Below are 25357 nucleotides of genomic sequence, written 5' to 3'. Positions count from 1 at the left end.
GTCCAAGGTCGACGCCCGGAGATTGCTTGCGGGTCGTTCTACTGACGGGGCCGGACGATCAGCGCCGCGCGCCTGTACCAGAAATTGGCGGTGTTTCCTTCATTGCCCATGTACCCCTCGATTTCCGACGCGAACGGCTCCAGCGTCGATTTCGATTCGCCCGTACACAACTCGTCATCCCCGACCTGCCGCACATCAGGCTCGCCGGCCGCCCCCGACCGGTCGATCAGCCAGGTCAATGTGATGGTCGACCAGCGCAGCTCGCCGAGATCCTCCGATCCCGGGACCAAAGGAAGGCTGGAGAGCACCGGAAGGCTCGCGGGGTCGTCGGGCACAGGCTCCACCATTTCCCCGTCTTCATCGAACTCCATGTCAGCGCTTTCGACGCATTTCCACCCGTCCGCGACGCGCTCCCAACGCTGGCGATAGATCAGCATGTACGAGGTGTAGTCCTCCTCGTAGGAGTCCTCGACCTCCGCGAGCGCCAGCGACGCGTCGTATCCCGCCATGTCGGCCGCCGCGAGCATCAGCCCGGCACGGGCAGCATCGCCGCCCTTGAGCTGATCCCACCCGAATCCCTGCTGGGAGTACTGATGATCCAGCAGGTAAACGAGCTGACGAGGGGGGCGTTCCGCCGGCTGGCGGTGGGCAGGCCACGTCGTCGATTCCACCGGTGTGGTGAAATGCGCGCGAAGCTGCTCGGCCAGCGACGCGGCCGCCGGATGCGTGGCGAAAGCGGCGGCGTCCGGGCCGGTACGCCCCTTCGCCACCAGGTTGTAGGTCAGCGTGATCCGGAAACCGTCGGTGACCGGCAGCACTTCGTGCTCGCAGTCGCCATAGAACGCGACGAAGGACAGCTCCTCCGGCGAACCCTGGTCGGTGACCTTCGTCCCCTGCTGCTCGATCACGAGCTCCCCACCGGTGAACGCCGAAGGCAGAGTCACCACCAACGTGCCGATCATGCCGTCGGCCTTCTCCGAATCCTGATGGCGCTGAAAGAATTGTCCCCGCTCGTACACCAGCATCGAATGCAGCTCCGCCGACAACTCACAGTCCGGCGGCAGACCCAGCTCGGCCCGCAGTATGTCCAGCATGGGCAGCAACGTCTCGCGCCACTGCCGCTCATCGATCGTCACTCGATCCCGCGGAACCTCCCATGTGTCACGCACATTCGCATCCAGGAGGGTCTGCTCGCGCCGACCATACCGCGCGGGCCGCGCGATCTCGCACAGTCGCCGCGCCTGAGCCGGCGTCACCGGCAACTGGATCGGCCCCACCCCCGCTACCTCGATCAGCAGGTTCTCCGCCGAACCCGTCCGACGCGCGGCGAACGAACCCGCCTGCGGCACCGAATCCATGAGCTCGCCGATCACCCGTAAAGTCTTGTCCGTCATGCACTTCTCCGTGTTCGACAACGTTTGCGGGCATCCTCGCAGGACCCACCGACGTTCCAGCCCCGATGTCACAAACGGTTGGCGTGCTAGTCGAGCGCGCTCACCGAGCCGCTGCTGTGCAGGCGGGTCGGCGTGATGACCAGGGCCGCGGAGAACATCGTGGCGAACTCCGCCGGGGTGCCGAACATCGCGCCGATGCGTTCGGCGTACTTCGCCGCGTACCGCGGCTCCCGGTCCGCGGGCGGCAGGTCGGGGGCGAGCTCGGCGGTGCCTTCCAACCGCACGATGTCGCGGCCGATGTCGGTGACGTCGAGGCCGAGGCTCACGTGCGGATTGGCCGCCACATTGCGCAGCTTCCGCTTGCCTGGCTGGCTGTAGATCAGGATCGTCTCGTCCTCGCGCAGCAGGAACCACACCGGCACGCTGTCGGGCCTGCCGTCCGGGCGGACCGTGGTCAGCCACGCGATGAGATTGCTGCGCAGCCGGTCCTCGACGTACGCGCGGCGGCCGGCGGGCAGATGGGATGTCAGGTTCATGAATGCCTTCATCTCGTACGAAAGTGCCTGTTCGGCAGGGGATATCGTGCGACCTGCGGGTACGAGGCTAACCGAGCGACGGCGCGTCGGCGCGGTGATGCGAGAACCGCGCGGCGCGGGAAACCCGCGGTGAACGCGAAACATCCGCCGACCGTGTCCTCGATCGGAGGATGCCTCAGCGGCGCGCGGTACGCGCCTCGCGGTGCCGGTGTGCGGTGTTCACGTTCCGGTGCCGGACTTGACGGTGGACACCGCGGTGCCCGTCGCCGCGTCGGACGTGTCGGTGTCGGCTTCCGCGTCGGATACCTCCGTGCCCGATGCCACGTCGGGCTTTTCGCTCACCTCGGACGCGCTCGTATCCGCCGTGCCGTCCTCCCGCATCCCCGCGTACGCGCACCAGGCCGCGACGAGCCCCAGCACGCCGCACAGCGGCCAGATCCCCGCGCCTAGGCGATCCCACGCCAGCACGCCCAGCGTGGGGCCAAGCGCCATGCCGAGGCCGAAGGTGGCCTGGTGGGTGCCGATGTAGCGCGCCTTCACCGCCGAGGGGAAGGTCGACGGGTAGGCGAACATAGTGGGGCCGTTGATCATCACGCCGAGCACGAACACCACGGTGGCCAGCAGGATCGGCGCGGTGCCGTGCTCGGCGAAGGAGTATCCGGCGACGCCGAGCCCCATGACCGCGGTGCCCACCGCGCCGACCAGCGGCGCCCGCAGATGCTTGACGTAGGAGGTGATCTTCAGCTCGCACAGGATCAGCACCACCGACGCCGTGACGAGCACCGCGCTGTACAGGCCAGTGGAGTGACCGTCGGCGGTGATGTTCAGCGGCAGCGCGACGGTGTACTGCACGTAGATGATCGAGCCGATCAGCACCGAGGCCAGGAACAGCTGGTAGCGCCGGTCGCGCAGGATCACGCCGTAGCCGGTGCGCCGCTCGGTCGCCGGTTCCGGCGCATCCTGCACCGCTTTCACGTTGGGCAGGAGCAGCAGCGCGAGCACCGCGTAGGTGAGGGCGGACGCGGCGTCCAACCACAGCAGCAGGTTCCAGTCGATCAGGATCACCACCGCGGCGATCAGTGGCGCCAGCGCCGCGCCCGCGTTCAGGGCGATGCGCATCATCGAAAAGCCCATCACCCGATGCTCTTCCGGCATCAGATCGCCGAGCATCAGCGCCGCCGCCGGTCGATAGGACTGGGTGACCAGGCCCGCCGCGCCCACCGCCGCGAGCAGCACCGCGAACATACCCGGCGTCGCCAGCAGCGGGATGAACGCGAGCAGGACCGACGATCCGGTCATCGCCGCGATGATGGTCGAGCGCGGGCCGAGCCGGTGGGTCAGCTCGCCGCCGAGCATGGTCCCGAACACCGCGCCCGCACTGTAGGCGGTCAGCGCGAGACCGGCTTGGCCGATGCTGAATTCGCGATGCGTCAGGTAGAGCACCAGGAACGTCTGCACGAAAGCGCCGAGCTGGTTCACCAGCACGCCGATGAGCAGGTAGACGACCGGGCGCGGGGTCTGGCGCAGCGCGGCGAAAACGCCGGTGCGCGAATCGGTTCTGATTGCGTTCATCGTGAATCCTTGGTCGCCGGGGCGGAGATGTGGTCGGCGTTCGGGAGTTTCGGCGCGGCCGCGCTCGGACATCTCGGTGCGGCCGCGCCTCCAGAGCTCAGCGCAGCAGCGCTTCGATCGCGCCGAAGTCCAGCCCGTTCGCGAGTTCGGTGTATGTCCCGGTGTCGAGGAGTTCGCGGGCAGCCGCCGCGGCCCGCGCATAGGCGGCCTGGGCCAGCGCGGGCCCGAGGCTGACCCGGCGCACTCCCGCTGCGGCCAGCTCCGGCACGCTCGGCGCGCCAGGCCCGGTCATCACGTTCAGCGGAATCGGTGATTTGCCCGCGAGATCGGTGAGTGTCGGCAGGTCGAGCAGGCCGGGGACGAACAGGCTGTCCGCGCCCGCCTCGGCGTAGTCCACCGCCCTGGCCAGCACCTCGTCGAAGCGGTCCTCGGGCGCGCCGATGCCGAACAGGTAGACGTCGGTGCGCGCGTTGAGCACCAGTTCGGACAGACCGGCCTCGGTAGCGGCGGCGCGGGCGGCGCGCAACCGGTCGCACTGCGCCGCGCGGTCGAACAACGGCCCGCCCGGCGCGGTGGAATCCTCCACGTTGACGCCGACCGCGCCGACCCCGGCGACGGCGGCGACGGTGGCCGCGACGTCCTCCGGCGCGGCACCGTAGCCGCCCTCGACGTCGGCGGTGACCGGCACGTCGACGGCCGCGACGATGCGGGCCACCTGGGCGACGGCCTCGTCCCGCGTCATCCGCTGGCCGTCGGTGCGGCCGAGCGCCCAGGCCACGGCCGCGCTGGTGGTGGCGATCACCTGGGCGCCCGCCTGCGCGATCACCGCGGCGCTGATCGGGTCCCATGCGTTGGGCAGCACGAATGTGCCCGCCGCGTGCAGGTTTCGAAACGCGTTGGCCCGGCTCTGCTGGATCTCGTCCGCCACGTCGGCTCCTCCTGAGTCGTTGTCCTGATCTGTTCGAACTCGACGAACCTAACCCCGGAACCGGCTGTGACCACCGGGTCGGCGGCTACCGCGGACAAACGAACGTCAAAGCCGGACAACATGTTCGGCTCAGCGCCCGAAACCGCTGTCGAAACCGATGGCCGCGCGTAGTGGGTCGGCGTCGAGTTCGTCGGCGCCGCGGCGCAGCGCGAACCGGTCCGCCTCCTGCGCGACGACCTGACCGATCAGCGGCGACATCACATAGCGCTCCGGCTCCGAGACCCGGTGCAGCAGACCGCCGTCGATGAGGCTGTCCATCGCGTACTCGGCCGACTCGATCGAGATGTGCAGCGTGCGCGCCAGTGTCGCGGGCGTCACCTCGTCGGCCCCGCCCGCCAGCATGTGCAGCACGTGCTTGGCCAACGGCGGACGCGACAGGTAGGCGGGCAGCACCGCGTCGGCGAGGCTCACATCGCCGATCCGCAGCCAGTTCGACACATTCACCCCCTCGGCCAGGCGCGCGGCGATCTCCGACAGGCGTCGGCCAGGTTGCGCGGCGATCTTGCGGCCCGCGATGGTGAGCGCGAGGGGCAGGTGTCCGCAGAACTCGGCGATGCTGCTCGCCGCGGCCGGTTCGGCCCCGACCCGGTCGCCGCCGATGAGCAGCCGCAGCAGGTCGACCGACTCGGCGCGGGGGAGCGGGCCGAGGGTCACGCGGCGCACCCCGTCCAGGCCGAGCAGTCGCGAGCGGCTGGTCACCACGATCTGGCTGTTCAGCGAGCGCGCGAGCAGTGGACGCACCTGCGGTTCGTCGCGGACGTTGTCGAGCAGCACGATGACCCGGCGCTCGGCCAGCATCGAGCGGTAGAGCCCGATGCGGTGCATGTCGTCGGCGGGTACCTGGTCGGGCGGCACGCCGAGCGCGCGCAGGAAACCGGCCATCACCTCCAGCGGCGCGGCGTCGTCGCAGCGGTTGGCGGCCATGTCGGCGAACAGCTGTCCGTCGGGGAACTGCTCGGCGAGCCGGTGCGCGAACCGCAGCGCGAACGCGGTCTTGCCGACGCCGACCGGGCCGCGCACCACCACCGGGACCCGCGAGTCGGCGATGCCCGCCGTCGCCGCGCGCGTGCCGTCGAATTCGGCGACCCGGCCGACGAAATCGTCCGGTCCGATGGGCAGTTGGACCGGACGCCGCGGCGGTCCCGCGTCGGCCGTCTCGTCCACCACAATCGGCAGCGGCTCGGTGGGCGCGCCGTCCCCGCGCGCCTCGCGCCAGCGGCGCTCCCACTCCGCGGGATCGCCGCCGCAGGCGCGGACGAACGCCAGCGCCACCGGCAGCGTCGGCAGCCGGTGGCCGCCCGCGGCGTCCGACAAGACGGAAGGGGAGTAGAGGGCCACGCTGGCCAGCTGCCGGTAGGACGGATTGCCCGCCGCGGCCCGCAACTTGCGCAGATCGCCCGCGAACGCGGCAATCGGGCCCGACCTGATATCGATCGGCTTCTCTCGTCTCCCCATCGGTGCTCCACTCCCTGAAATGCGTTGCGGCACACTTGCCCCTGTGCCGCAGCCTGGCAGCCGACGACGATGTCGGCTCCCCCCATGACGCGCACCGCCTAGCGAGCACCGGCCTCGGCGGTTTGCCCCTGATTCAGACCGCACTTCCGGGGAGCTCCGCACCGCGCGTCCGGCGAGTCCGAATTTCCCGTTCCGCGATCGTCCATCCGGAGGGTGAACGGCCAGCGTCGCTGTGGCATGCAATAGGCGACGTGCCGCCTAAGCCTGAATCGCGGTGCGTGCCTTGGGTATTAACAGCCGGATGGGCTCGCGTTCGGCCAGCTCCCTTGACCGCCGAAGTTTTAGTCACTTACACTAAAACTACGACACGAGAGGAGCGGCGACATGGGATACGGACACTGGGACGACACCGCCTACCGGGCGGCCAAGACCTACCGCGCCGGCCGGGGGATCGATGATTTCGGCTATACCGCCGACATGCGCGCGCAGCCGTACACGAGCTGGCGGGCGCATCCGTCGCTCGACCCGCTCGGGGTCGGCGCGCGCGAATGCCGGGACTCCGCCGAGCACGGGAATTCGCTGCCCATCGCGGTGTTGTTCGACGTGACCGGCTCGATGGGGCAGGTGCCGATCATCATGCAGGACAAACTCGGCAAACTGCACGGACTGCTCCAGCGCAAGAAGTACGCCGACGATCCGCAGATTTTGTTCGGCGCGGTCGGCGACGCCGACACCGACCGGGTGCCGCTGCAGATCGGCCAGTTCGAATCCGACAACCGGATGGACGAGCAGCTGCGCACCATCCTGCTCGAGGGCGGCGGTGGCGGCCAGAAGTCCGAAAGCTACGAGCTGGCGGCCTATTTCATGGCCACCCACGTCGTCACCGACGCGTGGGAGAAGCGGCGCAAGCGCGGTTATCTGTTCCTCATCGGCGACGAGCTGAACAAGCCGCGGCTGGCCTCGCGGCACATCCGCGCGGTGATCGGCGATCACGTGCGCAGCGATATCGCGGTCGACTCGATCTACCGCGAGCTGGCCGAGAAGTGGCACGTGCACTACATCCTGCCGAACCAGTCCTCCTACTACGACGACCCCGAGATCGCGGAGCACTGGCGCGGGCTGCTCGGCCAGAACTTCCTGAAGCTCGACGATCCGGCCGCGGTGTGCGAACTCATCGGGCTCACCATCGGGCTGGCCGAGGGGCGGGTCGACGTCGAAACGGGGCTGGCGGATCTGCGCGACGTCGGGTCGGCGGCGGAGGTGGATTCGGTCGGCAAGGCGCTCGGCGCGCACGCGCGTCCGGCCGTGCGGGCGCTGCCGGGTGGTTCGCGCTGAGCGGGTGCGCCACACCGTCGCGGGGTCGGTGTGGCGCGCTCGATGTTCATGAAATGGAAAGCAGGACAGCATGATCGGCTCGCATCTGATCGTCGTCGACCTCGGCTTCGGTGACGCGGGGAAGGGCGCGACGGTGGACTGGCTGTGCTCGCCAGAGGCAGGGCTGGACGCATCCGCCGTCGTGCGTTTCAACGGTGGCGCGCAGGCTGCGCACAACGTGATCGCCGACGGGCGGCACCATACGTTCGCGCAGTTCGGGTCCGGCACGTTCACAGGCGTGCCGACCCTGCTCTCCGAACACATGCTCATCGAACCGATCGCGTTGGCGGGGGAGGCTCGGCGGCTGGCGGCGCTCGGCGTCCGAGATCCGCTGGCGCTGTTGCGTATCGACGATCGCGCGCTGCTGACCACGCCGATCCACATCGCCGCCAACCGTGCGCGCGAGGACGCCCGCGGTGCGGCACGGCACGGATCCTGCGGCCGTGGCGTCGGCGAAACCGCCTGGTACGCACTGGAACACGACGCGCCGACGGTCGCCGACTGTCGGCAACCCGATGTGCTGCGGCGGAAGTTGCGCGAATTGGCCGCCCACTACGGTCCCTTGATCGCGCCGAGCGCGCACCGCTACGAGCCGATCGACGACCTGGTCGACATGTACCGGGAGTTCGCGGCCACGGTGCGGATCGTGGACGGGCGATACCTGGCGGAGGCGGCCCGGCGCGGCCGCCTCGTCTTCGAAGGCGCGCAGGGCGTGCTGCTCGACGAGTGGCGTGGATTGCACCCGCACACCACCTGGTCCACGGTCGAACCGCGCAACGCCCGCGCCATGCTCGCGGCCATCGGCCACGCGGGGTACACCGTCGGCGTCACGCGCACGTACCAGACCAGGCACGGCGCGGGCCCGCTGCCGACCGAGGACCCGCGGCTCGCGATTCCCGAGCCGCACAACGGCTTCGGCGAGTACCAGGGCGCGTTCCGGCTCGGCCACCTCGACGCGGTGTTGCTGCGTTACGCCGTCGCGGCCTGCGGCGGCGTCGACGGTCTCGTGGTCAACCACCTGGATGCCGTCGGAACCGGCTGGGCCGCAACGGGTTACCGCACCCGCGCCGGTGTCGTGCGGGACCTGACGCTCGGTCCGTGGCGCGACCTCGAATACCAGCGGCGGCTCACCGAATTGCTCGCCACCGCCGAGCCGATACTCACCGAGTTGCCCGAGGATCGGCTGTCCTGGTTCGAGCGGACGCTCGGCGCGCCCGTCGTGCTCAGCGCGGACGGTCCGACCCGGGCCGACCGCACCGCGTTGCGGGCGGAGGTCGCCGCCTGAGCGGCGCTGTCGAAAGGCGGACGCGCGCCGGGCGAGCGACGGAGGGCAGGATGGTTCGGCGTGGAGCAATCCGTTGTGTCGGTCGACGTGGTGACGCTCCGGTTCTGGCCCGAGGACGCCGGGGTCACGATCGGAATCGCGCCGCGCGGCCACGAACCGTTCACCGGCGAACTCGCGCTGCCCGGCGTGCTGCTCGGCCGCGGCGAGCGCCTCGTCGCGGCCGCGCGCCGCGCGGTGCACACCAAACTCGGCGTCCCCGAGGCGGCGATCGGCGCGGTCGGTCAGCTCGTCACCTTCGACGAACCGCACCGCGACCCGCGCGGCCCGACCCTGTCCATCGCGATGTGGGCGGTCGTCGCCCCGCACGAAGGCCCCGCCCGGTGGGTCTCCTTCGACGCGACGCCCACCCTGGCCTTCGACCACAACCGCATCGTCGAGGACTCCCGCGCCGTGCTGGCCCGGCTGCTCTGGAAGGACACCGTGTTCACCCGCGCGGTCCTCGGCGCCGAATTCCCCGCCACCCGAGCCGTCGAGCTCAGCACCTCCCTGCTCGGCCTGCGCCCCGACCCGGCCAACCTCAACCGCACCCTCGCCGCCCTCCCCGGCCTCGAACGCACCCCCGAACGCCGCCGCACCAAACCCACCGGCCGCCCCGCCGCCGTCTGGGCGTTCACCCCGGACGATTCTTCGAAGGCCGAATAACCCATCACTGCGACGCCGACCGCGGCGCCGAGGTAGTCCCAGCGGTCGGGGTGACCAGCGGCGCGGAGCGAGCGATCTGGATGGTCGGGAACCCGCCGGTCGCGTGGCGTTCGGCGGCAGTTCAGGGAGGCGACCGGCGCCGGGTCGGGCGATGAAAGCTCGATGAACAGACCGGGAAAGGGCTGGTGGGACAGGTAGGCGGGCCGTCATCGTCACGGTATGCGAAGACGGTCGCTGTTGCGGGCCACGGCCGTCGTGGCGGCCGCCCTGGTTCCGGGCGCGGTCACCGCCACCGCCGCCTCGGGGCGCACCAAGGTTCTCGTCATCGGCCTCGACGGCGCGATGTATGCCAAGATCCGCGAGGCCCGCGCGCCGAACCTGCTGCGGCTGGTCGCGGCGGGCACTCTCTCCCAGACCTCGCTGGTGCCGCACATCAGCCTGTCCGGCCCGTCCTGGGCGACCGCCCTCACCGGCGTGTGGGATCGCAAGCACGGCGTCACCCACAACGACTTCGATGACGACCCCTTCGACCGGTACCCCACGGTGTTCACCCTGCTGGAGCGTGCGGGACGCCGCACGGCCGCCATCGCGACGTGGTCGAAGATCGCCACCATCGCGGGCAGCGGAGCGTCGCACGCGAGCCGGATCCGCGTCACCGCGCCGGTGCCGGACGACCCGGACGAGGCGAAGACCGACGCCGCCACCGCCGACGCGGCGATCGCCGAACTCACCGGCGACGCCCCCGACTTCCTTTTCGTCCACCTCGACCAGGTCGACTTCGCCGGTCACCGGCACGGGGCGGCGTCCAAGGCCTTCCTGGACGCGACCACCCGGGTCGACCGCGAGGTCGGCAGGATCGTCGCGGCCGTCGACGCGCGCCACGGCGAGCACTGGACCGTGCTTGTCACCACCGACCACGGCCATCTCCCGAAGGGCGGTCACGGCGGACAGACCCGAGACGAGACCGCCACCTTCGTCATCGCGCGCGGACCCGACTTCGCCCCGGGCGTGACCGACGCGCATTACGCCCTCGTCGACATCACTCCCACCGCCCTGGATCTGCTCGGAGTTCCGATACCGCGCGGTCTGGACGGCGGCTCGATGCGGGCCAGGCCCGCCACCGCCCGCGAGTGGTAGCGCCGGTCGCCGCGACCCTGTTCGCCGTTCCCGGCCGCGGGTGGCAAATCACTTCGGGCGCGGCCTGATTCGGTTCGAAGGAATCCGCACTCGGGCCGACCGTCTCGACCCGAAATGTCCGGTCCCAGTGCCCGAAACCGGACAGCTTCCGGTCTCGGCAGCTGCGGATCCGGCGGTGCGCTCGACCGGGGACTAAAGTTGTGGTCTGGGCGGTTGCAGCGGTCGTATAGGGTGGTCCGACCGCGGCGTGGAGAGGTGGTGGCATGACTCAGCATCTGGGCGAGGCGAATGTCGAGCAATCGGCGGCATCTGCCCCGCAGTCGAACGGTGCGGCGGCCGCCTCCGCGAGCCCGCAGCCCGCCCGGCCGACGCCCAACGATGTGCCACAGAAGCAGCCGACGACGGGGCAGCGACCCTCCGGAACGGCACAGCGCCCGGCCGATCAGACCCAGCGCCAGCCCGGCGCCGCCGCCGTCCCCACCTCCGCCTCGCGGCGGGTGCGTGCGCGGCTTGCCCGCCGGATGACCGGCCAGCGCGGCATCGCCGCCGTCAAGCCGGTGCTCGAACCACTCGCGACGGTGCACCGCGAGCTGTACCCGAAGGCGAACCTGACCCTGCTGCAGCGGGCCTTCGACGTCGCCGACGAACGCCACGCGCACCAATTCCGCAAGTCCGGCGATCCCTACATCACCCACCCGCTCGCCGTCGCCAACATCCTCGCCGAACTCGGCATGGACACCACCACGCTGGTCGCGGCGCTGCTGCACGACACCGTGGAGGACACCGGCTACTCGCTCGAGCAGCTGACCGCGGATTTCGGCGCCGAGGTCGCGCACCTGGTGGACGGCGTCACCAAACTGGACAAGGTGAATCTCGGCGCGGCCGCCGAGGCCGAGACGATCCGCAAGATGATCATCGCCATGGCGCGCGACCCACGCGTGCTGGTGATCAAGGTCGCCGACCGCCTGCACAACATGCGCACCATGCGCTTCCTGCCGCCGGAGAAGCAGGCGAAGAAGGCCAAGGAGACGCTCGAGGTCATCGCGCCGCTGGCCCACCGCCTCGGCATGGCGACGGTGAAGTGGGAGCTGGAGGACCTCGCGTTCGCGATCCTGCACCCCAAGAAGTACGACGAGATCGTCCGTCTCGTCGCCGACCGCGCGCCCTCCAGGGACACCTACCTCGCGAAGGTGCGCGCGGAGATCGTCAACACGCTGGCCGCCTCGCGCATCAACGCGATCGTCGAGGGCAGGCCCAAGCACTACTGGTCGATCTATCAGAAGATGATCGTCAAGGGTAAGGACTTCGACGACATCCACGACCTGGTCGGCATCCGCATCCTGTGCGACGAGGTCCGCGACTGCTACGCGGCGGTCGGCGTGGTGCACTCGCTGTGGCAGCCGATGGCGGGCCGGTTCAAGGACTACATCGCCCAGCCGCGCTACGGCGTCTACCAGTCGCTGCACACCACCGTGGTCGGCCCGGACGGCAAGCCGCTCGAGGTGCAGATCCGCACCCAGGACATGCACCGCACCGCGGAATTCGGCATCGCCGCGCACTGGCGCTACAAGGAGACCCGAGGCAAGCACTCCGGTGACGCCGCCGAGGTCGACGACATGGCCTGGATGCGCCAGCTGCTCGACTGGCAGCGCGAGGCCGCCGACCCCGCGGAGTTCCTGGAGTCGCTGCGCTTCGACCTGAAGTCGCCCGAGATCTTCGTGTTCACGCCGAAGGGCGACGTGATCACGTTGCCGCAGAAGTCGACTCCGGTCGACTTCGCGTACGCGGTGCACACCGAGGTCGGCCACCGCTGCATCGGCGCGCGCGTCAACGGACGACTCGTCGCGCTGGAGCGTCAGCTCGAAAACGGCGAAGTGGTCGAGGTTTTCACCTCCAAGGCGCAGAACGCCGGGCCGAGCAGGGACTGGCAGAACTTCGTGGTCTCGCCGCGCGCCAAGGCCAAGATCCGGCAGTGGTTCGCCAAGGAACGCCGCGAGGAGGCGCTGGAGAGCGGCAAGGAGCAGATCTCCAAGGAGGTCCGCCGGGTCGGGCTGCCACTGCAGCGGCTGATGAGCGTCGACGCGATGACCGCGGTCGCGCACGAGCTGCACTACACCGACATCTCCACCCTCTACACCGCGGTCGGCGAACACCAGGTCTCCGCGCACCACGTCGTGCAGCGGCTTATGGCCCAGCTCGGCGGCATCGGCGACGTGGAGAACGAGCTCGCCGAGCGTTCGACGCCGTCCACCACACCGAGCCGCCAGCGCGTCACCGGCGACGCGGGCGTGCTGATCCCCGGCGCGCCGGGCACGGTGGCCAAGCTGGCCAAGTGCTGCACACCGGTGCCCGGCGACGAGATCATGGGCTTCGTGACCCGCGGCGGCGCGGTGAGCGTGCACCGGACCGACTGCACCAACGCCGGTTCGCTGCGCGAGCAGGCCGAGCGGATCATCGATGTCGAGTGGGCGCCCTCGCCCTCGTCGGTCTTCCTGGTTGCCATCCAGATCGAGGCGCTGGACCGCACCCGGTTGCTGTCGGATGTCACCAAGGTGCTCGCCGACGAGAAGGTCAACATCCTGTCCGCCTCGGTGGCCACGCACGGCGACCGGGTGGCGATCAGCAAGTTCACCTTCGAGATGGGCGATCCGAAGCACTTGGGCCACTTGCTGAACGTGGTGCGCAACGTGGAGGGCGTCTACGACGTCTACCGCGTGACCTCGGCCGCCTGAACCAGCGTCCGCCGCAGACTGTAACCCGCGTCCGTCGCGTAGCTGTCCTTGCGGATTCGGCGCGCCTGAGTGGCCGGGGCGAGGCTCCGGAAAGCGTTGCCGCGCGGCAGGTTTGCTGGGAAACACGAAATGTTTGCTGGGACGTCAAGAGGGGTTGCTGGCCCGGTAAAGCCCAATTGTCGCTCCTCGGTGGCGGTCTCGCGTGGGCTGTCGGAAACTTGCCGTGCCGATCTCCGCGCCGCGCCGGTCGGTGTGCGTTATGCTTCGGCGTTTCGCGAAAAGTTTTCTCTGTTGCGGCAGTAATAGCCGGAATCTGTTACGGTCTATTGCGTTTCATGGCGTTGAGGGTAGCTGCGGCAACACGGGATTGATTGCGGATCGCTATGACTGATTACACGGCAAGACTCTCGGGGCTGGTGGTCGCGACCACCGTTGCCGTCGCCGCCGCGACGGCGAGCCCCGCGCTCGCCGATCCGCCGAATTCCCCCGCCCCCTCGACCGATCTGGCCATCGATGACTGTCCGGCGTTGTACGCCTTGGGCGTTCAGGGCACGGGGGAGTCCTCCCCGGACGCCGCGCCGACCACCGACACCGGCATGCTGTCCACGGTCTTCATGCCGTTGCTGGCCAAGGCCGCTCGGCCCGGCCTGGTCGAGCGCGCTTACGTGCCATACGAATCCGGCTTCGGCGGCTTCGTCAACGGCGGCGCGGCGCCGTACGTGGAGTCCGTGCAAGGCGGGTTGACGCGGCTGCGGGACATGGCCGCTCAGGTCGCCCAGCGGTGCACCGACACGCGCCTGGCCATAGTCGGCTACTCCCAGGGCGCGCACGTCGCCTCGGTGTTCGCCCAGGAGGTCGGGCAGGGCCGCGGCGTGGTGCCCGCCGACCGGGTCGCGGCCGTCGCGCTGTTCGCCGACCCGACCCGCAATCCGGGCGCGCCGCTGTTCCCCGGCTCGCCGGGCAAGCAGACGCCCGATCCCGCGCCCGGCACCGCGGGCGCCGAGATCGCGACCATCGCCGCGCTGCCGCAGACGCCTGCGCACGGCGGCGGCATCGGCCCGGAACGGGATCAGGCGGCCAATTTCGCGGCCCTCACCGGCCGCGTGGCGAGTTTCTGTGCGGCAGGCGATCTCGCCTGCGACGCGCCGCAGGGCGCGCCGATTCTGAAGGCCGTTGCCTCGGTGGCGGGCCAAGCGAAGCTGAGCGGCGGCGACCCCATCGCGTCGCTTGTCTCCATCGCGCAGGCGCTCGCGTTCACCTCGATCAAGACCGCGACCAAGGTCGTGAACGAGGACGTGCGGGGCACCTCGCTCGCGAATCTGTCGCTCTCCCCGCAGAAGTCGATCTCCCAGCGCATCGCCGACGCCTCGGACCCGCGCACCCCGCTGGATCTGAACGGCGCGCTGCGCGCCCTGCTGAAGGTCGGCATGATCGGGCTCAACGCGGTCGCCACCGTCGTCAAGGCGGTGATCAGTCCGGCGGCGATCTCGCAGCTGGCCACCGCTGGGTTGTCCAATCCGGCGGCGGGTCTGCTGCTGCTCGGCACGAAGTTGATCGGCGCCATTCCACAACTGATCCCGCCGACGACGGTGTCCCGGCTGGTCACCCAGGCGTTCGACGCGGTGGTGCAGAACATCACCGACAACAGCGAACTGCTGAACGTCACGACATGGGTGCGGTATTGGGACACCGTGCAACGGCACGGCGCGTACAGCACCGCGGCGGTGGCCGCCAACGGCGACGCGCCCACCCGCTTCGTCGCCGACTGGTTCGCCGCACTGGCCCGTGACCTGGCCGATCGCTTCGGCGCGGGCGCCGAGCCGCAGGGTGGGGCGGCCAAACCGCCCTCGGGATTCTTCGGCGAAAGTACCGGCGCGTCGACTACGCCGAATTCGTCCGGTACGGGACAATTTCCGTTCGGGACAGGAGCCGATGGCGCCTCATCCGGCGGCGCGACCTCGATTCCGCCCACCGAGCGACCCGGCACCGCCAACAACGCCTACCCGTTCTCCACGAACTGATCGCCGAGAGGTCCGACGATGCGATACCACGTGCCTGGCTCTGCGGGAATGGGGGAATGTTGAAGTCGTACAAAGATCTGTCCCGCTGGTACGACGCGCTCGAACCCGACAGCGGTGCGCCCGCTCCCGCGCAGCAGGACGACACGAGTCTCGACCCGGTCGACGACGACGGACCGGCTCGGTATCCGCACTATATCCGCGAGGAAGAGGATCCAGAGGAGGCGCGCGCGCGGAACGAGGTTCCGGCGGATCTGGCCTCGCGGCGCGCGGAATTCACCGGCGGCTGGTCCGATTGGGTCGCGGTCCACGCGCCGGGTCCCGACGACGACTACACCCCGCGCGACGGCGATCTGGTCCGCTTCCCGTGGCCGGAGGACGACGACTACGACGACGAGCCCGCGCCTGCCGTCCGCCCGCACCCGCGCGCGCTGCGCGACCACCCGGCCTCGCGCCGCGGTCGCGTCGTCGTCGTGCTGATCGTTGCGGTCCTGTTGCTGGCCTTCGTCGCGCTGGGCGCGCTGTACCTGTTGCGGGCCTCGGGCAACCGCGCCGCCGTCGCGCCGACCACCCCGCCGATGCAGTTCACCGCGGGCAGCGCGCAGGCGGGCATCACCTCGGGCTGTCCGACCGAGCGCGCCGAACGGCTCATCCGCAGCGCGGAGCCCGGCGGCACACACAGCGGCCCCGACGTCGTGCTGGCCTTCCAGTACGCCTACTACGTGGAGCGGTCCGGCGAGCGGGCACGGGCATTCGTCGCGCCGGACGCGGCGGTCCCGGCCGCTCCGACGATTCAGCGTGGAATCGACACGGTCCCGGAGGGCACCACGCACTGCGTGCGCGTCGCGACGGTGGCCGCCGACATGTATTCGGTGGAGGTCACCGAGTATCGGCCGGGCGGAGCGCCCGCCACGTACAACAAGCAGACGGTCACCACCGCGGTGATCGGCGGCCGCACCCTGATCACGGGTGTCGCGGCCGGATGAAGGAGAGCTGAGAACGATGGGAGAGGACTGGAGCCGCTGGCTCGACGAGGCGCCCGAGGAGGGCCCTCCGCCGGGTCGTCAAGCGCGTTCGAAGGCTCCGGTGGTGCGGTTGCGGCGCGGCAAGCGGGGTGACGGCGAAGAGGAGACCGGGCCGACGCAGCGGCCGATTCTGGTGGTCGGCGGATGCGGCGGCGCGGGGACCACCACGACCGCCCTCGGTATCGCGGGCGAATTGGGTTCGGGCGGAACGCCTACGGTCGCGGTGGACGCCACCGCGGCGGGCAGCGATCTCGCGCTGCGCGGCGCCGACGAGCACCTGCACCCGATCAGTCTGCAATCGTGGTTGTACGGGCGCGGCGACGACGAACCGGCTCCGCTGAAGGAATGCCTGTCCCGCGCCACGTCCGGCATCGGTCTGCTCTGGCGCGACGCCGCCCCGCTGCGCCGCCGCGCCACCTACCTGACGGTCGCGCGCGCGGTGGAGGACGCGGGATTCACCGCGGTCTACGACGGCGGCAGCCCGATCGCGGGACGCCAGCTGCGTCCGCTGCTCGACGACGCGGATGTCGCTCTGGTGCTTGCCATTCCGGCGCGCCCGGATGCCGCGAACCGGCTGCGCGTCACCCTGGAATGGCTCGACGATCAGTTCGGCGATTCGACCGAGGGGCAGGGCGCGGGCATCGTCGGCGACACCACCATCGTCGTCTCGCATCAGCAGCCCGGCGCCGATTCGCGGGTTGCCGACCATTTGCGTGAACACCTGGGCGGCTGGGTCCGCGACATCAGGGAGATTCCCTACGATCCGCATCTCGCGCGCGGCGAACTCGTCCGGCACAGCGCGCTGGCCGCCGAGACCCGCCGCGCGTACGGGGTGCTGTTGGCGGGGGTGGCATCATGACCGCCGCCATGAAACTTCGCCGGAAACTCGATCCGCAGCCCGCGGGCGTCGTCGCGCCGCCCGAGTCCCGTCGCGCACCGGTCTGGGACCGTCCGGTGCCCGGCGTCGGACGCGCGCCCCTGGTCTGGCTGCTCGGTGTGCACGGCGGGGCCGGAGCAACTACCCTCGCGCATGTGCTTGCGCCGGCGGCGGATTCGAGCCGCCGCTGGCCCGGCGTCTTCGAGCGTGAATCGCCGTTCGTCGTGTTGGTGGCCAGGGAGACGATCGCCGGGTTGACCCGCGCGCACGACCTGCTGCGCCAGCACCATTTCGGTTTCGGCGGACCCTCCGAGGTGCTCGGCCTGATCACCGTGGCCGCGCGGCCGGGCAGGATGCCCGCCGAGATTCGGCGCTACCGCGACGTGGTCGGCTCGTTGGCGGGCCCGCTGTGGCAGGTGCCGTGGTACGAGGAGTGGACCCTGGTCGAGCCGGAGCAGTTGCCGGTGTGGACGCCGGGCGACCCGATGCCGGAGAAGAAACGCAAGATCGATCCGCTGGCCGAGGTCCCGCTGGAGGTGCGCGAGCTGGGCGTCGACATCGTCTCCGCGGTGCGTGAGAAGCTTGACAGCACTGCGGCTTTCGACGAGGGGGAGGATTCGTGAGGTCGACCGGCGCGCGCAGCAATTTCGAGAAAGGCATCCGATGAGCATGTTCCTCCTCGCCGTGCAGGACACGTACGGCACCGTGCTAGCCCAGGTCGGCAATCCGACGCCAGAGGCGCCGCCGGGATCGGAGAAGATCCTGCAGCTGGTGCGCTACCTGACCTGGTTCGTGCTGCTGTCCGGCATCTGCGGAATCATCTACGCCGGCGGCAAGTTCGCCTGGGAGAAGTGGACCGGCGGCGGGCTCGAATCGCCGAAGATGGTGGCGGGCGCGATGATCGGCGGCGTGGTCGCGACCAGCGCGGGCACCATCATGAACGCCGTCATCGGCACCTAGGACGACCATGTCCACCGTGCGAATGTCGACGGAGCTGCTCGCCTACAAGCAGATGCCCTCCGAGGTGCTCGAACCGCTGATGCAGCTGCTGAATTGGCTGCTGTGGTTCGTGCTGCTGGTGTGCCTGGCCTGGATGATCCTGTCCGCCGGCAGGCTGTGGATCGCCTTCCGCAGCGATCTGGCCGTCAACGACGCGACCCACGGCGTGGTGATGAGCCTGATCGGCGCGATCGTCGCCAGCACCGCCTCCGGCATCGCGTTGGCGTTCCTACCGACGTGAGCCGCGGGATCCCGATGGAGACGGTTCGGACATGAACTGCACAGCGACGCGGCCGCGTTCGGTGGCACACCCGCCCGGCGCCGGGCGGCTCGGCAGATCCGCGGCAGGGGTGTTCGGCGCGGTGCTGCTGGCGGCCGCCGTCGGCTGTGGCGGCGCGGACGAGCCCGAGGGCCCGGATCTCGCCGCGCGGCCGAGCGGGCTGCGCTGGCAGGCTTATCAAGGCGTGGCACTGCCGCACACCGACCAGGGACCCGAGTCGCTCGCCGACGGCGCCGCAACGGGTTTCGAGCAGACCCCGCCGGGCGCGGCCGTCGCCGCGATCACCCACACCGTGCGCCTGTCGGTGGCCGCCGACGACCAGTGGCCGAAAGTGATCGCCGCCGAAGTAGTTCCAGGTCCCGCGCGCGACGAGTGGGCGGTGAGCCGGGTGCAGTTGTCCATCACCGGACCTGCCGAGCCCGAGTACGCCCCTCGGCTGCTGGGGTACAAGATCACGGACTACACCGAGCAACGCACCGCCGTCGACGTGTACACCGAGTACTCGGACGGCTCGAAAGCGGTGAACCACACGGTTGTCGAGTGGTTCGCCGAGGACTGGAGATTACGCCTGCCCGACCCCGACTCGACCGCCCGCCCCGTCGAGGCCATCGACGTATTACCCACCGACATAGTGACATTGGAGGCGCCGAAGTGAGCGAGCGCCAGCGAGCGAACCATCAGCACAGTGCGCTCTCGCGCACGATGGAGCCGAGCGTCAGCGAGGCGGAGTCGTGAGCGAGAAGGAGTCCTACGCGCGTGATCGCGTCTCCTTCGGTGCGATCGCGTCCGCGGCGCTGCTCGCGCTCATCGTGATCGTCGGCGCGGTGGTGTACCTGGGGGGCGACGACGAGGCCACCGGCAACAACGAGGCCGAATTCGCCGCGACCACCGGCGAGGGTTTCGCGAGCCCGGAGGTCGACCTGTTCGGCAGGCGCGTCGACATTCCGAACAACCCTGCGGGACAACCGCTTCCGCAGGACCCTACGCATCAGCGCAAGCCGTCCGACCCGGACTGGCTGACCGCGGCGCCGGAGGGCACCCAAGCCCCGCGCGGCTGGCAGCGGGTGTACGGCGCGTCGGTGCCGTTCTCCACCTCCGATGGCCCGACCCGCATCGAGGACGGACTCGCCGTCGGTTACGCGCACACCCCGCAGGGCGCCGCGCTGGCGGCCGCGCAGATCACCTACCGGCTCAACGCCCGGCCCGCCGACCGCGACCTGTACGTGCGGCAGGTGCGCGTTTCGGCGCAGCAGATCGCCGCCTACGACCGCGCGCTCGACGAGGATCGGCTTCCGAAACAGCAGCCGGAGAAGGTGACTCGCTACTTCGTCGCCTCCGACGCGTTCAAGGTGGAGAACTACGCCGACGACTTGGCCATCGTCCGGTTCGCCTCGCGCGGGCCCGTCGTCGACGGCAAGCAGCTGTGGGCGGCGCTGCGGTTGGTCATGGTGTGGGACGCGGGCGACTGGCGGCTCAAGCCCGCCACGAGCAACGGCGCGCAGACCGAGTACATCGAGTCGCTCGAAGGGTGGACGAAATGGTGACCGCAGGCCCTCGAATCGGAAGCGACGCCGACGATTCCGCGATCACGAGGTTCGCGAGAAAGGCACGAGACACTGACCGGCGAGCAGCAAGTCCAGATCGAGTCCCTGCGGAGCATCGAGGGGTGGACACGATGGTGAGAAAACTGGTGACGATCCTCGCGGTCGTCTTCACGGTGATGGTCGCGACGCCGACGGTGGCCTACGGCCAGACCTACGGCTTCGACGAGACCTGCAACGAGATCCACGACACCCTCGACGGCGTCGGCCTGCCGGGGATCTCCCTCGGCGACGCCGCGTCCGCGGTGTGCAAGGCGGGCAACGCCGCGTCGCATCCCGGCGACGCCGCGACCGCCGTCAAGGACAAGGCGTGGGACTCCACCTTCGGCAAGGTGGTGGATTCGCTGATGAACGGTCTCGGCGAGGCCATCATCCTCGCGCTCACGTTCTGGATGAAGGTGCCCAACGAGGCGGCGAGCGACAACGGGTCGTTGTTCACCAGAATCAACGACTACACGTATCAGATTCAGATATTGCTGCTCATAGCCTCGGTCATCCTGTCGGGCGCGAGACTCGCCGAGGCGAGGCGCGGTGCGGCGGTGAGCGAAGCGGCCGAATCCTTCCGCATGTTCGCCAGGGTGGTGTTCAGCTCCTGGATGCTCGGCGCCATCATCGTGGCGGGTACCCAGGCCTCGGATCGGTTCGCCGAGTGGATCATCAACGACTCGACCAACGGCAACGCCAAGGATTTGGCCGAGCTGATGGTGAAAACCAGTAAGCTGCAAGCCTTCTCGCCGGGTCTGGTGCTGATCATCGCGATCGTCGGCCTGCTCGGCGCGCTCGCGCAGATCGTGTTCGCCATCGTCCGCCAGGGTCTGCTGATCATCGCGGCGGGCGTGCTGCCGCTGGCTGCCGCCGCGTCCGGCATGAACATCGGTAAATCGTCGTATCAGAAGCTGATCGGCTGGATCATCGCCTTCATGTTGTTCAAACCGGTGGCGGCGATCGTCTACATGATCGCGTTCACCACGGCGGGCCACGTCGACGGGCTCACCTCGACCACCGGCCTGCCGGAAGGCGAAGAGGCGCAGCGCATGCTGGTCGCCATCGTGTTGCTGTGCAGCGTGGCGTTCGTGCTGCCCGCGCTCATGCGCCTGGTCACCCCGGCCGTCGCGATCGTCGGTTCCGGCGGTTCGGGTCTGGCCTGGACCGGCGGCGCCGTGGTCGGCGCGCTGGCGCTCGGCGCCATGGGCACCAAGGCAGTCGGGGTGAAGGCCGCGGCGTCTCCTGGTTCGGCGGGCTACGTCAGCGGCAGCGGCTCGGGCCCGCGCCCGCCGGGTGGCGCCGGCGGCGGACGCGGCGGCGGCGCACCACGTCCCACGCCTCCGCGCGGCGGTGGTGGCGGTGGCGCGGCGGGTCAACCACCGCGCGCCTCCGAGCCGCAGGGCTCGGCCGGAGTACCGTCCGGAGCGGCGCGAGCGGCAGGCCGCATCGGCGCGGCGAGAGCCGCGGCGGGCAGTATGCGCAACGCCGACGATTCCATGGGTGATGTGGCAGGCGACCGTTGGGCGAACCGGTCGCCCGACCTCGGGAGGAGCACCATTCCGCGATGACGATGACCGAACCCTACGAGCGCCGCTCCTACGGGCTGTGGCAGAAGCCGCGCAGCGCAGGCCTTTTCGGCCTGCGCTGGGAAGAGACCGTGATCGGCTTCGTCGTCGTGATCACGGCGCTGATCTGCGCGATGGTCGGCGGCTTCCAATGGGGTCTCGTCGTCGGCGGCGTCGGCGTCGCCGTGATGGTTCCACTGGTGTGGCGGACGGGGGGCCGCTCCGGCTACGAGACGGGATTGATGATGTTCAACTGGATGCGCTCGCGGAACCGCGGCGAACACGTGTATCGGGGCGGACGGTTCTCCCGGATCCCCGGCGGCGTCACCCGGCTGCCCGGGCTGCTCGCGCCCTCGAAGCTGTACGAGGGCATCGACGCGGGCGGCTACAGCTTCGGCATGATCCACCTGCCGCAGTTCGCGCAGTACACCGTGGTGCTGCGGGCCTGGCCGCAAGGTCACGAGGCGGTGGACCAGCCGGTCATCGACCGCTGGGTCTCGGCATGGGGCACCTTCCTCGCCTCGGTGGGCCAGACCAGCGACATCGTGGCCGTTGTCCCGGTCATCGACACCGTCCCCGAGACCGGAAACCGTTTGCTCACCGAGGTTTCCACCATCACCCGCCCCGAGGCGCCGGAACTGGCCCAGCAGGTGATGTACGAGCTGGCCACCGAGCTGCCGCAGGAGCGGGTGCAGCTGCTGCCGCGCGTCGCCATCACGTTCAAGGCCACCACCGCCGAGCGTCGTAAGAACCCGGCCGAGGAAGCCGTCGAGATCGGCAGGCGGCTGCCTGGCATCTGCGCGGCGCTCGCGGAGGCGGGCGTGCGCGCCCAGCCGATGTCGGCCGACGAGGTGATCGCCTTCATCCGGCGCAGCTACGACCCCGCCTCGCAGGCCGACCTCGAGGTCGCGGCCTCCGAACCCGAAGGGCACGGGCTGGATTGGGCCGACGCGGGCCCGGTCTCGCACGACGAGAAGTGGGACCACTTCATCCACGACGGCGGCCGGTCGGTCACCTGGGAGATGGACGCCGCCCCCGAGGGCGCGGTGGACGAGCGGGTGTTGCAGCGGCTGCTCGCGCCGAACCCGGAGGTGCCGCGCAAGCGCATCGCCATCGTCTACCGACCGCACTCGGCCGCCGACGCCGCCGAGATCGTCGACGACGACTTCAAGAACGCGCTGGTGGCTCAGCAAAGCGAACGCGGCGTCGTCTCGGCGGCCGCGACCCTGCGGGTGGGCGCCACCCAGCAGGCCCGTGAGGAACAGGCGAGGGGTCACGGTGTGACCCGCTTCGGGGCGCTGGTGACCATCACCGAGCCCCTGCGCGGCGACCTGCCGCGCATCGAGGCCATCACGCGCGACCTGTCGACCCAGGCGCGTTTGAAGATCCGGCGGTGCTACCGGTACCAGGCGGCGGCCTTCGCGGCCTCCCTCGGGTGCGGGGTGATCCTGCCGGAGCACGCGACGATTCCGAAGGCATTGGCGGGGTGAGCGATTCATGGCACGCGACAACGAGCCACCCGTACGGGAGCGCGACGAGGCGCAGGCGCGCCGCGGCAGGCGACGCGAGGACGCCGAACGCGAGGCATGGGGTCGCCCCTCGGCCGAGGGCAGGCCGCACCGTCCGCCCGTCGAGGGCGCGAGCCAACGCGGCGGGCAGCGCTCGGGCATCGAGGAGATGCCCGAGCGGAGGCGGCGTCCGGCCGGGGACCAGGCGCGGGTGAGCGGCGAGGAGCGGACCGGTCTGGGGGAGATGTCCGATCGGGAGCGGCGGCAGTCTCGGGACGCGGGCGAGCGGCGCGCGCGGCCCGGCCGCGCCGACGGCGTCCGTCCCGAGCGGGCGCACGCCGACCGCCCTCCGATGGACCGGGCGCGCGCCGAGCACGCGCGCGCCGAGCGGGCCGCCCAGGAACGCGCGCGCGCCAACGGCGCTCGGCCGCAACGGCCCGCCGACCGCCCGGTGCGCGGCGAACGGCCCGTCCGCTCCGACAACGGTCGCGGCGGGCGCGCACCGCAGCGCCCGGCGAAGGTCGACTACACCGCCGACCGCGCGATGGGCGCACCGCACATGGACAAGGCCGCGCGGCGCGCGAAAGCCAAGGCGGACAAGCGCAAACAGTCCGGCCCGCCGCTGCTCGACGACGCGACGCGGGCACGGCTGGAGGCCGTCAGCCGGGAGGGCTCCGGCTTGCGCGCGGCATGGGCGACCTTCCGCATCCGCACCGACGACATCCGCCGCCGCAACTACGCCGCGCGCGCGGAGCAGACCATCGAGGACGGATTCGACCGCAGCACAGCCCAACTCACCGACCGCGGGTACGCGGGTGCTGGGGGCGGCCGGATGAACGTGGTCGGCCGCCCTGTCGAATACCGCGCCACCACGGCGCAGGTGGCCGGTCTTTGGCCGTGGTCGGTCGGCGCGGGCGCGCCGCTGATCGGCACGCCGCTCGGCTCGCACCTGCACACCGGAGCCCCGGTCTGCTTCGACCCGATGAACTGGTTCATGCGCGGCAGCTTCATCACCGCGCCGAGCCTTTTCGTGCTGGGCCTCAACGGTTTCGGCAAGTCTTCACTGGTGCGCCGGATCGTGCTCGGCGGCATCGCGCAAGGCATCACGCCGCTGGTGCTCGCGGACGTGAAGCCCGACTACCGGAAGCTGGTCGAACTGGTCGGCGGTCAGATCATCGATCTGGGTTACGGCCACGGCAAGCTGAATCCGCTGGCGGCCGGCGTGCTCGGCTCGGTGGTGCCGCGACTGGAAGAGTTCCCCGCGCTGCAACTGCAAGTGCTGCAAGACATGCGGGCCAGGCAGGTCACGCTGATCGCGGGCCTGATCGAGCTGGTGCGCGGCGCTCGGGTGCGCGACTACGAGGAAACGCTCATCTCGACCGCGCTGCGCATCCTCTACCAGCCCGGCAGCGGCTACACCCCGGACCAGCCGCCGATCATGGAGAACCTCCTGGAGGTGATCCAGGCAGGCGGCGAGGAGCTCCAGCTCGACGCGGGCGCCGACGATCCCGCCGAATACCAGGTCGCGATCAAGAACCTGCGCCGCTCGCTGCGCGCGCTCACCCAGGGTCCGTTCGGTGCGGTCTTCAACGGCCAGACCTCGGTGCCGATCGACACCGAGGCGGTCGCCGTCTGCATCGACGTCTCGCACATCCCGACCGGCGACAAGAAACTCAAAGCCGCTGTGATGCTGGCCTGTTGGGCCGACGGCTTCGCCTCGGTGGAGGCCGCGCACGTGCTCGCCGACGCGGGCCTCGGGCCGCAGCGCTACTTCCAGGTGGTGATGGACGAGCTGTGGCAGGTGCTCGGCCTCGGCGACTTCATGGTCGACCGCGTCGACGAGCTGACCCGTCTGCAGCGCGGCCTGGCCACCGCGCTGATCATGATCAGCCACACGATCAAGGACCTGCAGGCACTTGGCTCGGAAGCCGCGATCGCCAAGGCGCTCGGCTTCCTGGAGCGGGCGCGCGCCAAGATCTTCGGCGCGCTGCCCGCCGAAGAGGTCAAGCGGCTCGACAGCACGGTGCCCTTCACCTCCGCCGAGGAGGAGATGGTGACCGGATGGTCGGCGCCGCAAGCGTTGACGGGTGAGGCGCTGAAACCGGGCCAGCAGCGCCCCTCTCCGCCGGGCACGGGTAAATTCCTGCTGAAGATCGGTGAGGATCGGCGTCCCGGCATTCCCTTCCACATGGAATTCACGTTGTCGGAGAAGGAAAGCGGGATTCACGACACGAACCAGCGGTTCAGTGAATTCACCGGCGGCCCGAATACCGAATCCACCGCGCGTGGCGGTGAATCCCCGAACGGGAGCGCGGCATGAGATA

At 70.1% G+C, this 25357-nt stretch carries 21 protein-coding genes; 16 read left to right on the top strand and 5 right to left on the bottom strand.

The features are described 5' to 3' along the window. Nucleotides 1-38 precede the first annotated feature (38 nt). From CRP45_RS29915 to CRP45_RS29895, 5 genes are all read right to left on the bottom strand, one after another. Nucleotides 39-1394 carry a 2OG-Fe(II) oxygenase gene (locus tag CRP45_RS29915; RefSeq protein WP_097248011.1) on the bottom strand — a complete coding sequence of 452 codons (1356 nt, stop codon included), beginning with the start codon at nucleotides 1392-1394 and terminating at the stop codon, nucleotides 39-41. An 86-nt stretch (nucleotides 1395-1480) separates the two neighbouring features. After that, nucleotides 1481-1930 carry a TIGR03667 family PPOX class F420-dependent oxidoreductase gene (locus tag CRP45_RS29910; RefSeq protein ID WP_179831061.1) on the bottom strand — a complete coding sequence of 150 codons (450 nt, stop codon included), beginning with the start codon at nucleotides 1928-1930 and terminating at the stop codon, nucleotides 1481-1483. Between the two features lie 219 nt (nucleotides 1931-2149). Further along, nucleotides 2150-3502, bottom strand: coding sequence for an MFS transporter (locus CRP45_RS29905; RefSeq protein ID WP_179831060.1), 1353 nt, complete (start codon nucleotides 3500-3502; stop codon nucleotides 2150-2152). Nucleotides 3503-3599: 97 nt separating this feature from the next. Next, on the bottom strand, nucleotides 3600-4430 hold the full coding sequence (locus CRP45_RS29900) for an isocitrate lyase/PEP mutase family protein (RefSeq protein ID WP_097248008.1): 831 nt from the start codon (nucleotides 4428-4430) through the stop codon (nucleotides 3600-3602). 129 nt (nucleotides 4431-4559) lie between these two features. After that, nucleotides 4560-5945: an XRE family transcriptional regulator gene (locus tag CRP45_RS29895; RefSeq protein ID WP_097248007.1), complete on the bottom strand. Its 1386-nt coding sequence runs from the start codon at nucleotides 5943-5945 to the stop codon at nucleotides 4560-4562. Nucleotides 5946-6329: 384 nt separating this feature from the next. Here CRP45_RS29895 and CRP45_RS29890 point away from each other — a divergent pair, with 384 nt between their 5' ends. From CRP45_RS29890 to CRP45_RS29815, 16 genes are all read left to right on the top strand, one after another. Next, nucleotides 6330-7280: a hypothetical protein gene (locus CRP45_RS29890; RefSeq protein WP_097248006.1), complete on the top strand. Its 951-nt coding sequence runs from the start codon at nucleotides 6330-6332 to the stop codon at nucleotides 7278-7280. Between the two features lie 70 nt (nucleotides 7281-7350). Beyond that, complete coding sequence (locus CRP45_RS29885; protein ID WP_097248005.1) at nucleotides 7351-8604, top strand: adenylosuccinate synthetase; 1254 nt, start codon at nucleotides 7351-7353, stop codon at nucleotides 8602-8604. Between the two features lie 60 nt (nucleotides 8605-8664). Beyond that, complete coding sequence (locus CRP45_RS29880; protein ID WP_097248004.1) at nucleotides 8665-9306, top strand: NUDIX hydrolase; 642 nt, start codon at nucleotides 8665-8667, stop codon at nucleotides 9304-9306. Nucleotides 9307-9525: 219 nt separating this feature from the next. Further along, the gene (locus CRP45_RS29875; RefSeq protein ID WP_097248003.1) at nucleotides 9526-10443 is read left to right on the top strand and encodes an alkaline phosphatase family protein; all 918 of its coding nucleotides are present in this window, start codon (nucleotides 9526-9528) and stop codon (nucleotides 10441-10443) included. 263 nt (nucleotides 10444-10706) lie between these two features. Then, nucleotides 10707-13175 (top strand): RelA/SpoT family protein, encoded by a 2469-nt coding sequence (locus tag CRP45_RS29870; RefSeq protein WP_067779933.1) that lies wholly within the window; start codon nucleotides 10707-10709, stop codon nucleotides 13173-13175. A 383-nt stretch (nucleotides 13176-13558) separates the two neighbouring features. Beyond that, entirely contained in the window at nucleotides 13559-15196 is a 1638-nt protein-coding gene (locus CRP45_RS29865) for a cutinase family protein (protein WP_097248002.1), read from the top strand. 56 nt (nucleotides 15197-15252) lie between these two features. Next, the gene (locus tag CRP45_RS29860) at nucleotides 15253-16179 is read left to right on the top strand and encodes a DUF8176 domain-containing protein (protein WP_097248001.1); all 927 of its coding nucleotides are present in this window, start codon (nucleotides 15253-15255) and stop codon (nucleotides 16177-16179) included. Between the two features lie 16 nt (nucleotides 16180-16195). Beyond that, nucleotides 16196-17077: a MinD/ParA family ATP-binding protein gene (locus CRP45_RS29855; protein WP_067780155.1), complete on the top strand. Its 882-nt coding sequence runs from the start codon at nucleotides 16196-16198 to the stop codon at nucleotides 17075-17077. Continuing rightward, nucleotides 17074-17718 (top strand): hypothetical protein, encoded by a 645-nt coding sequence (locus tag CRP45_RS29850; protein ID WP_067779941.1) that lies wholly within the window; start codon nucleotides 17074-17076, stop codon nucleotides 17716-17718. The genes CRP45_RS29855 and CRP45_RS29850 overlap by 4 nt, the downstream gene beginning before the upstream one ends. A gap of 40 nt (nucleotides 17719-17758) precedes the next feature. Then, nucleotides 17759-18055 (top strand): hypothetical protein, encoded by a 297-nt coding sequence (locus CRP45_RS29845; protein WP_097248000.1) that lies wholly within the window; start codon nucleotides 17759-17761, stop codon nucleotides 18053-18055. Nucleotides 18056-18062: 7 nt separating this feature from the next. Then, complete coding sequence (locus CRP45_RS29840; RefSeq protein WP_067779947.1) at nucleotides 18063-18335, top strand: hypothetical protein; 273 nt, start codon at nucleotides 18063-18065, stop codon at nucleotides 18333-18335. A 31-nt stretch (nucleotides 18336-18366) separates the two neighbouring features. After that, on the top strand, nucleotides 18367-19029 hold the full coding sequence (locus CRP45_RS29835) for a DUF8175 domain-containg protein (protein ID WP_245910583.1): 663 nt from the start codon (nucleotides 18367-18369) through the stop codon (nucleotides 19027-19029). A 76-nt stretch (nucleotides 19030-19105) separates the two neighbouring features. Beyond that, on the top strand, nucleotides 19106-19918 hold the full coding sequence (locus CRP45_RS29830) for a DUF8175 domain-containg protein (protein ID WP_097247999.1): 813 nt from the start codon (nucleotides 19106-19108) through the stop codon (nucleotides 19916-19918). Nucleotides 19919-20049: 131 nt separating this feature from the next. Further along, a complete protein-coding gene (locus tag CRP45_RS29825; RefSeq protein WP_067780161.1) occupies nucleotides 20050-21528 on the top strand; it encodes a hypothetical protein in 1479 nt (492 codons plus the stop codon). Continuing rightward, complete coding sequence (locus tag CRP45_RS29820; RefSeq protein ID WP_067779952.1) at nucleotides 21525-23015, top strand: SCO6880 family protein; 1491 nt, start codon at nucleotides 21525-21527, stop codon at nucleotides 23013-23015. Before CRP45_RS29825 ends, CRP45_RS29820 begins: the two co-directional genes overlap by 4 nt. Nucleotides 23016-23022: 7 nt before the next feature. After that, nucleotides 23023-25353 carry a hypothetical protein gene (locus CRP45_RS29815; protein ID WP_097247997.1) on the top strand — a complete coding sequence of 777 codons (2331 nt, stop codon included), beginning with the start codon at nucleotides 23023-23025 and terminating at the stop codon, nucleotides 25351-25353. Nucleotides 25354-25357: the final 4 nt, after the last annotated feature.

Origin of the sequence: Nocardia amikacinitolerans, from assembly GCF_900215415.1 — a bacterium.
Taxonomy (GTDB): Bacteria; Actinomycetota; Actinomycetes; order Mycobacteriales; family Mycobacteriaceae; genus Nocardia; species Nocardia amikacinitolerans.
Note: the sequence above shows the minus strand (reverse complement) of the source record. Positions and strands in the feature narration are given on the sequence as shown.

Coding starts and splice junctions, on each gene's coding strand:
- CRP45_RS29915 (WP_097248011.1), bottom strand. CDS start 1,394: ATGACGGACAAGACTTTACGGGTGATCGGCGAGCTCATGGATTCGGTG.
- CRP45_RS29860 (WP_097248001.1), top strand. CDS start 15,253: ATGTTGAAGTCGTACAAAGATCTGTCCCGCTGGTACGACGCGCTCGAA.
- CRP45_RS29870 (WP_067779933.1), top strand. CDS start 10,707: ATGACTCAGCATCTGGGCGAGGCGAATGTCGAGCAATCGGCGGCATCT.
- CRP45_RS29840 (WP_067779947.1), top strand. CDS start 18,063: ATGTCCACCGTGCGAATGTCGACGGAGCTGCTCGCCTACAAGCAGATG.
- CRP45_RS29875 (WP_097248003.1), top strand. CDS start 9,526: ATGCGAAGACGGTCGCTGTTGCGGGCCACGGCCGTCGTGGCGGCCGCC.
- CRP45_RS29885 (WP_097248005.1), top strand. CDS start 7,351: ATGATCGGCTCGCATCTGATCGTCGTCGACCTCGGCTTCGGTGACGCG.
- CRP45_RS29835 (WP_245910583.1), top strand. CDS start 18,367: ATGAACTGCACAGCGACGCGGCCGCGTTCGGTGGCACACCCGCCCGGC.
- CRP45_RS29845 (WP_097248000.1), top strand. CDS start 17,759: ATGAGCATGTTCCTCCTCGCCGTGCAGGACACGTACGGCACCGTGCTA.
- CRP45_RS29895 (WP_097248007.1), bottom strand. CDS start 5,945: ATGGGGAGACGAGAGAAGCCGATCGATATCAGGTCGGGCCCGATTGCC.
- CRP45_RS29825 (WP_067780161.1), top strand. CDS start 20,050: ATGGTGAGAAAACTGGTGACGATCCTCGCGGTCGTCTTCACGGTGATG.
- CRP45_RS29820 (WP_067779952.1), top strand. CDS start 21,525: ATGACGATGACCGAACCCTACGAGCGCCGCTCCTACGGGCTGTGGCAG.
- CRP45_RS29905 (WP_179831060.1), bottom strand. CDS start 3,502: ATGAACGCAATCAGAACCGATTCGCGCACCGGCGTTTTCGCCGCGCTG.
- CRP45_RS29815 (WP_097247997.1), top strand. CDS start 23,023: ATGGCACGCGACAACGAGCCACCCGTACGGGAGCGCGACGAGGCGCAG.
- CRP45_RS29855 (WP_067780155.1), top strand. CDS start 16,196: ATGGGAGAGGACTGGAGCCGCTGGCTCGACGAGGCGCCCGAGGAGGGC.
- CRP45_RS29850 (WP_067779941.1), top strand. CDS start 17,074: ATGACCGCCGCCATGAAACTTCGCCGGAAACTCGATCCGCAGCCCGCG.
- CRP45_RS29865 (WP_097248002.1), top strand. CDS start 13,559: ATGACTGATTACACGGCAAGACTCTCGGGGCTGGTGGTCGCGACCACC.
- CRP45_RS29890 (WP_097248006.1), top strand. CDS start 6,330: ATGGGATACGGACACTGGGACGACACCGCCTACCGGGCGGCCAAGACC.
- CRP45_RS29910 (WP_179831061.1), bottom strand. CDS start 1,930: ATGAACCTGACATCCCATCTGCCCGCCGGCCGCCGCGCGTACGTCGAG.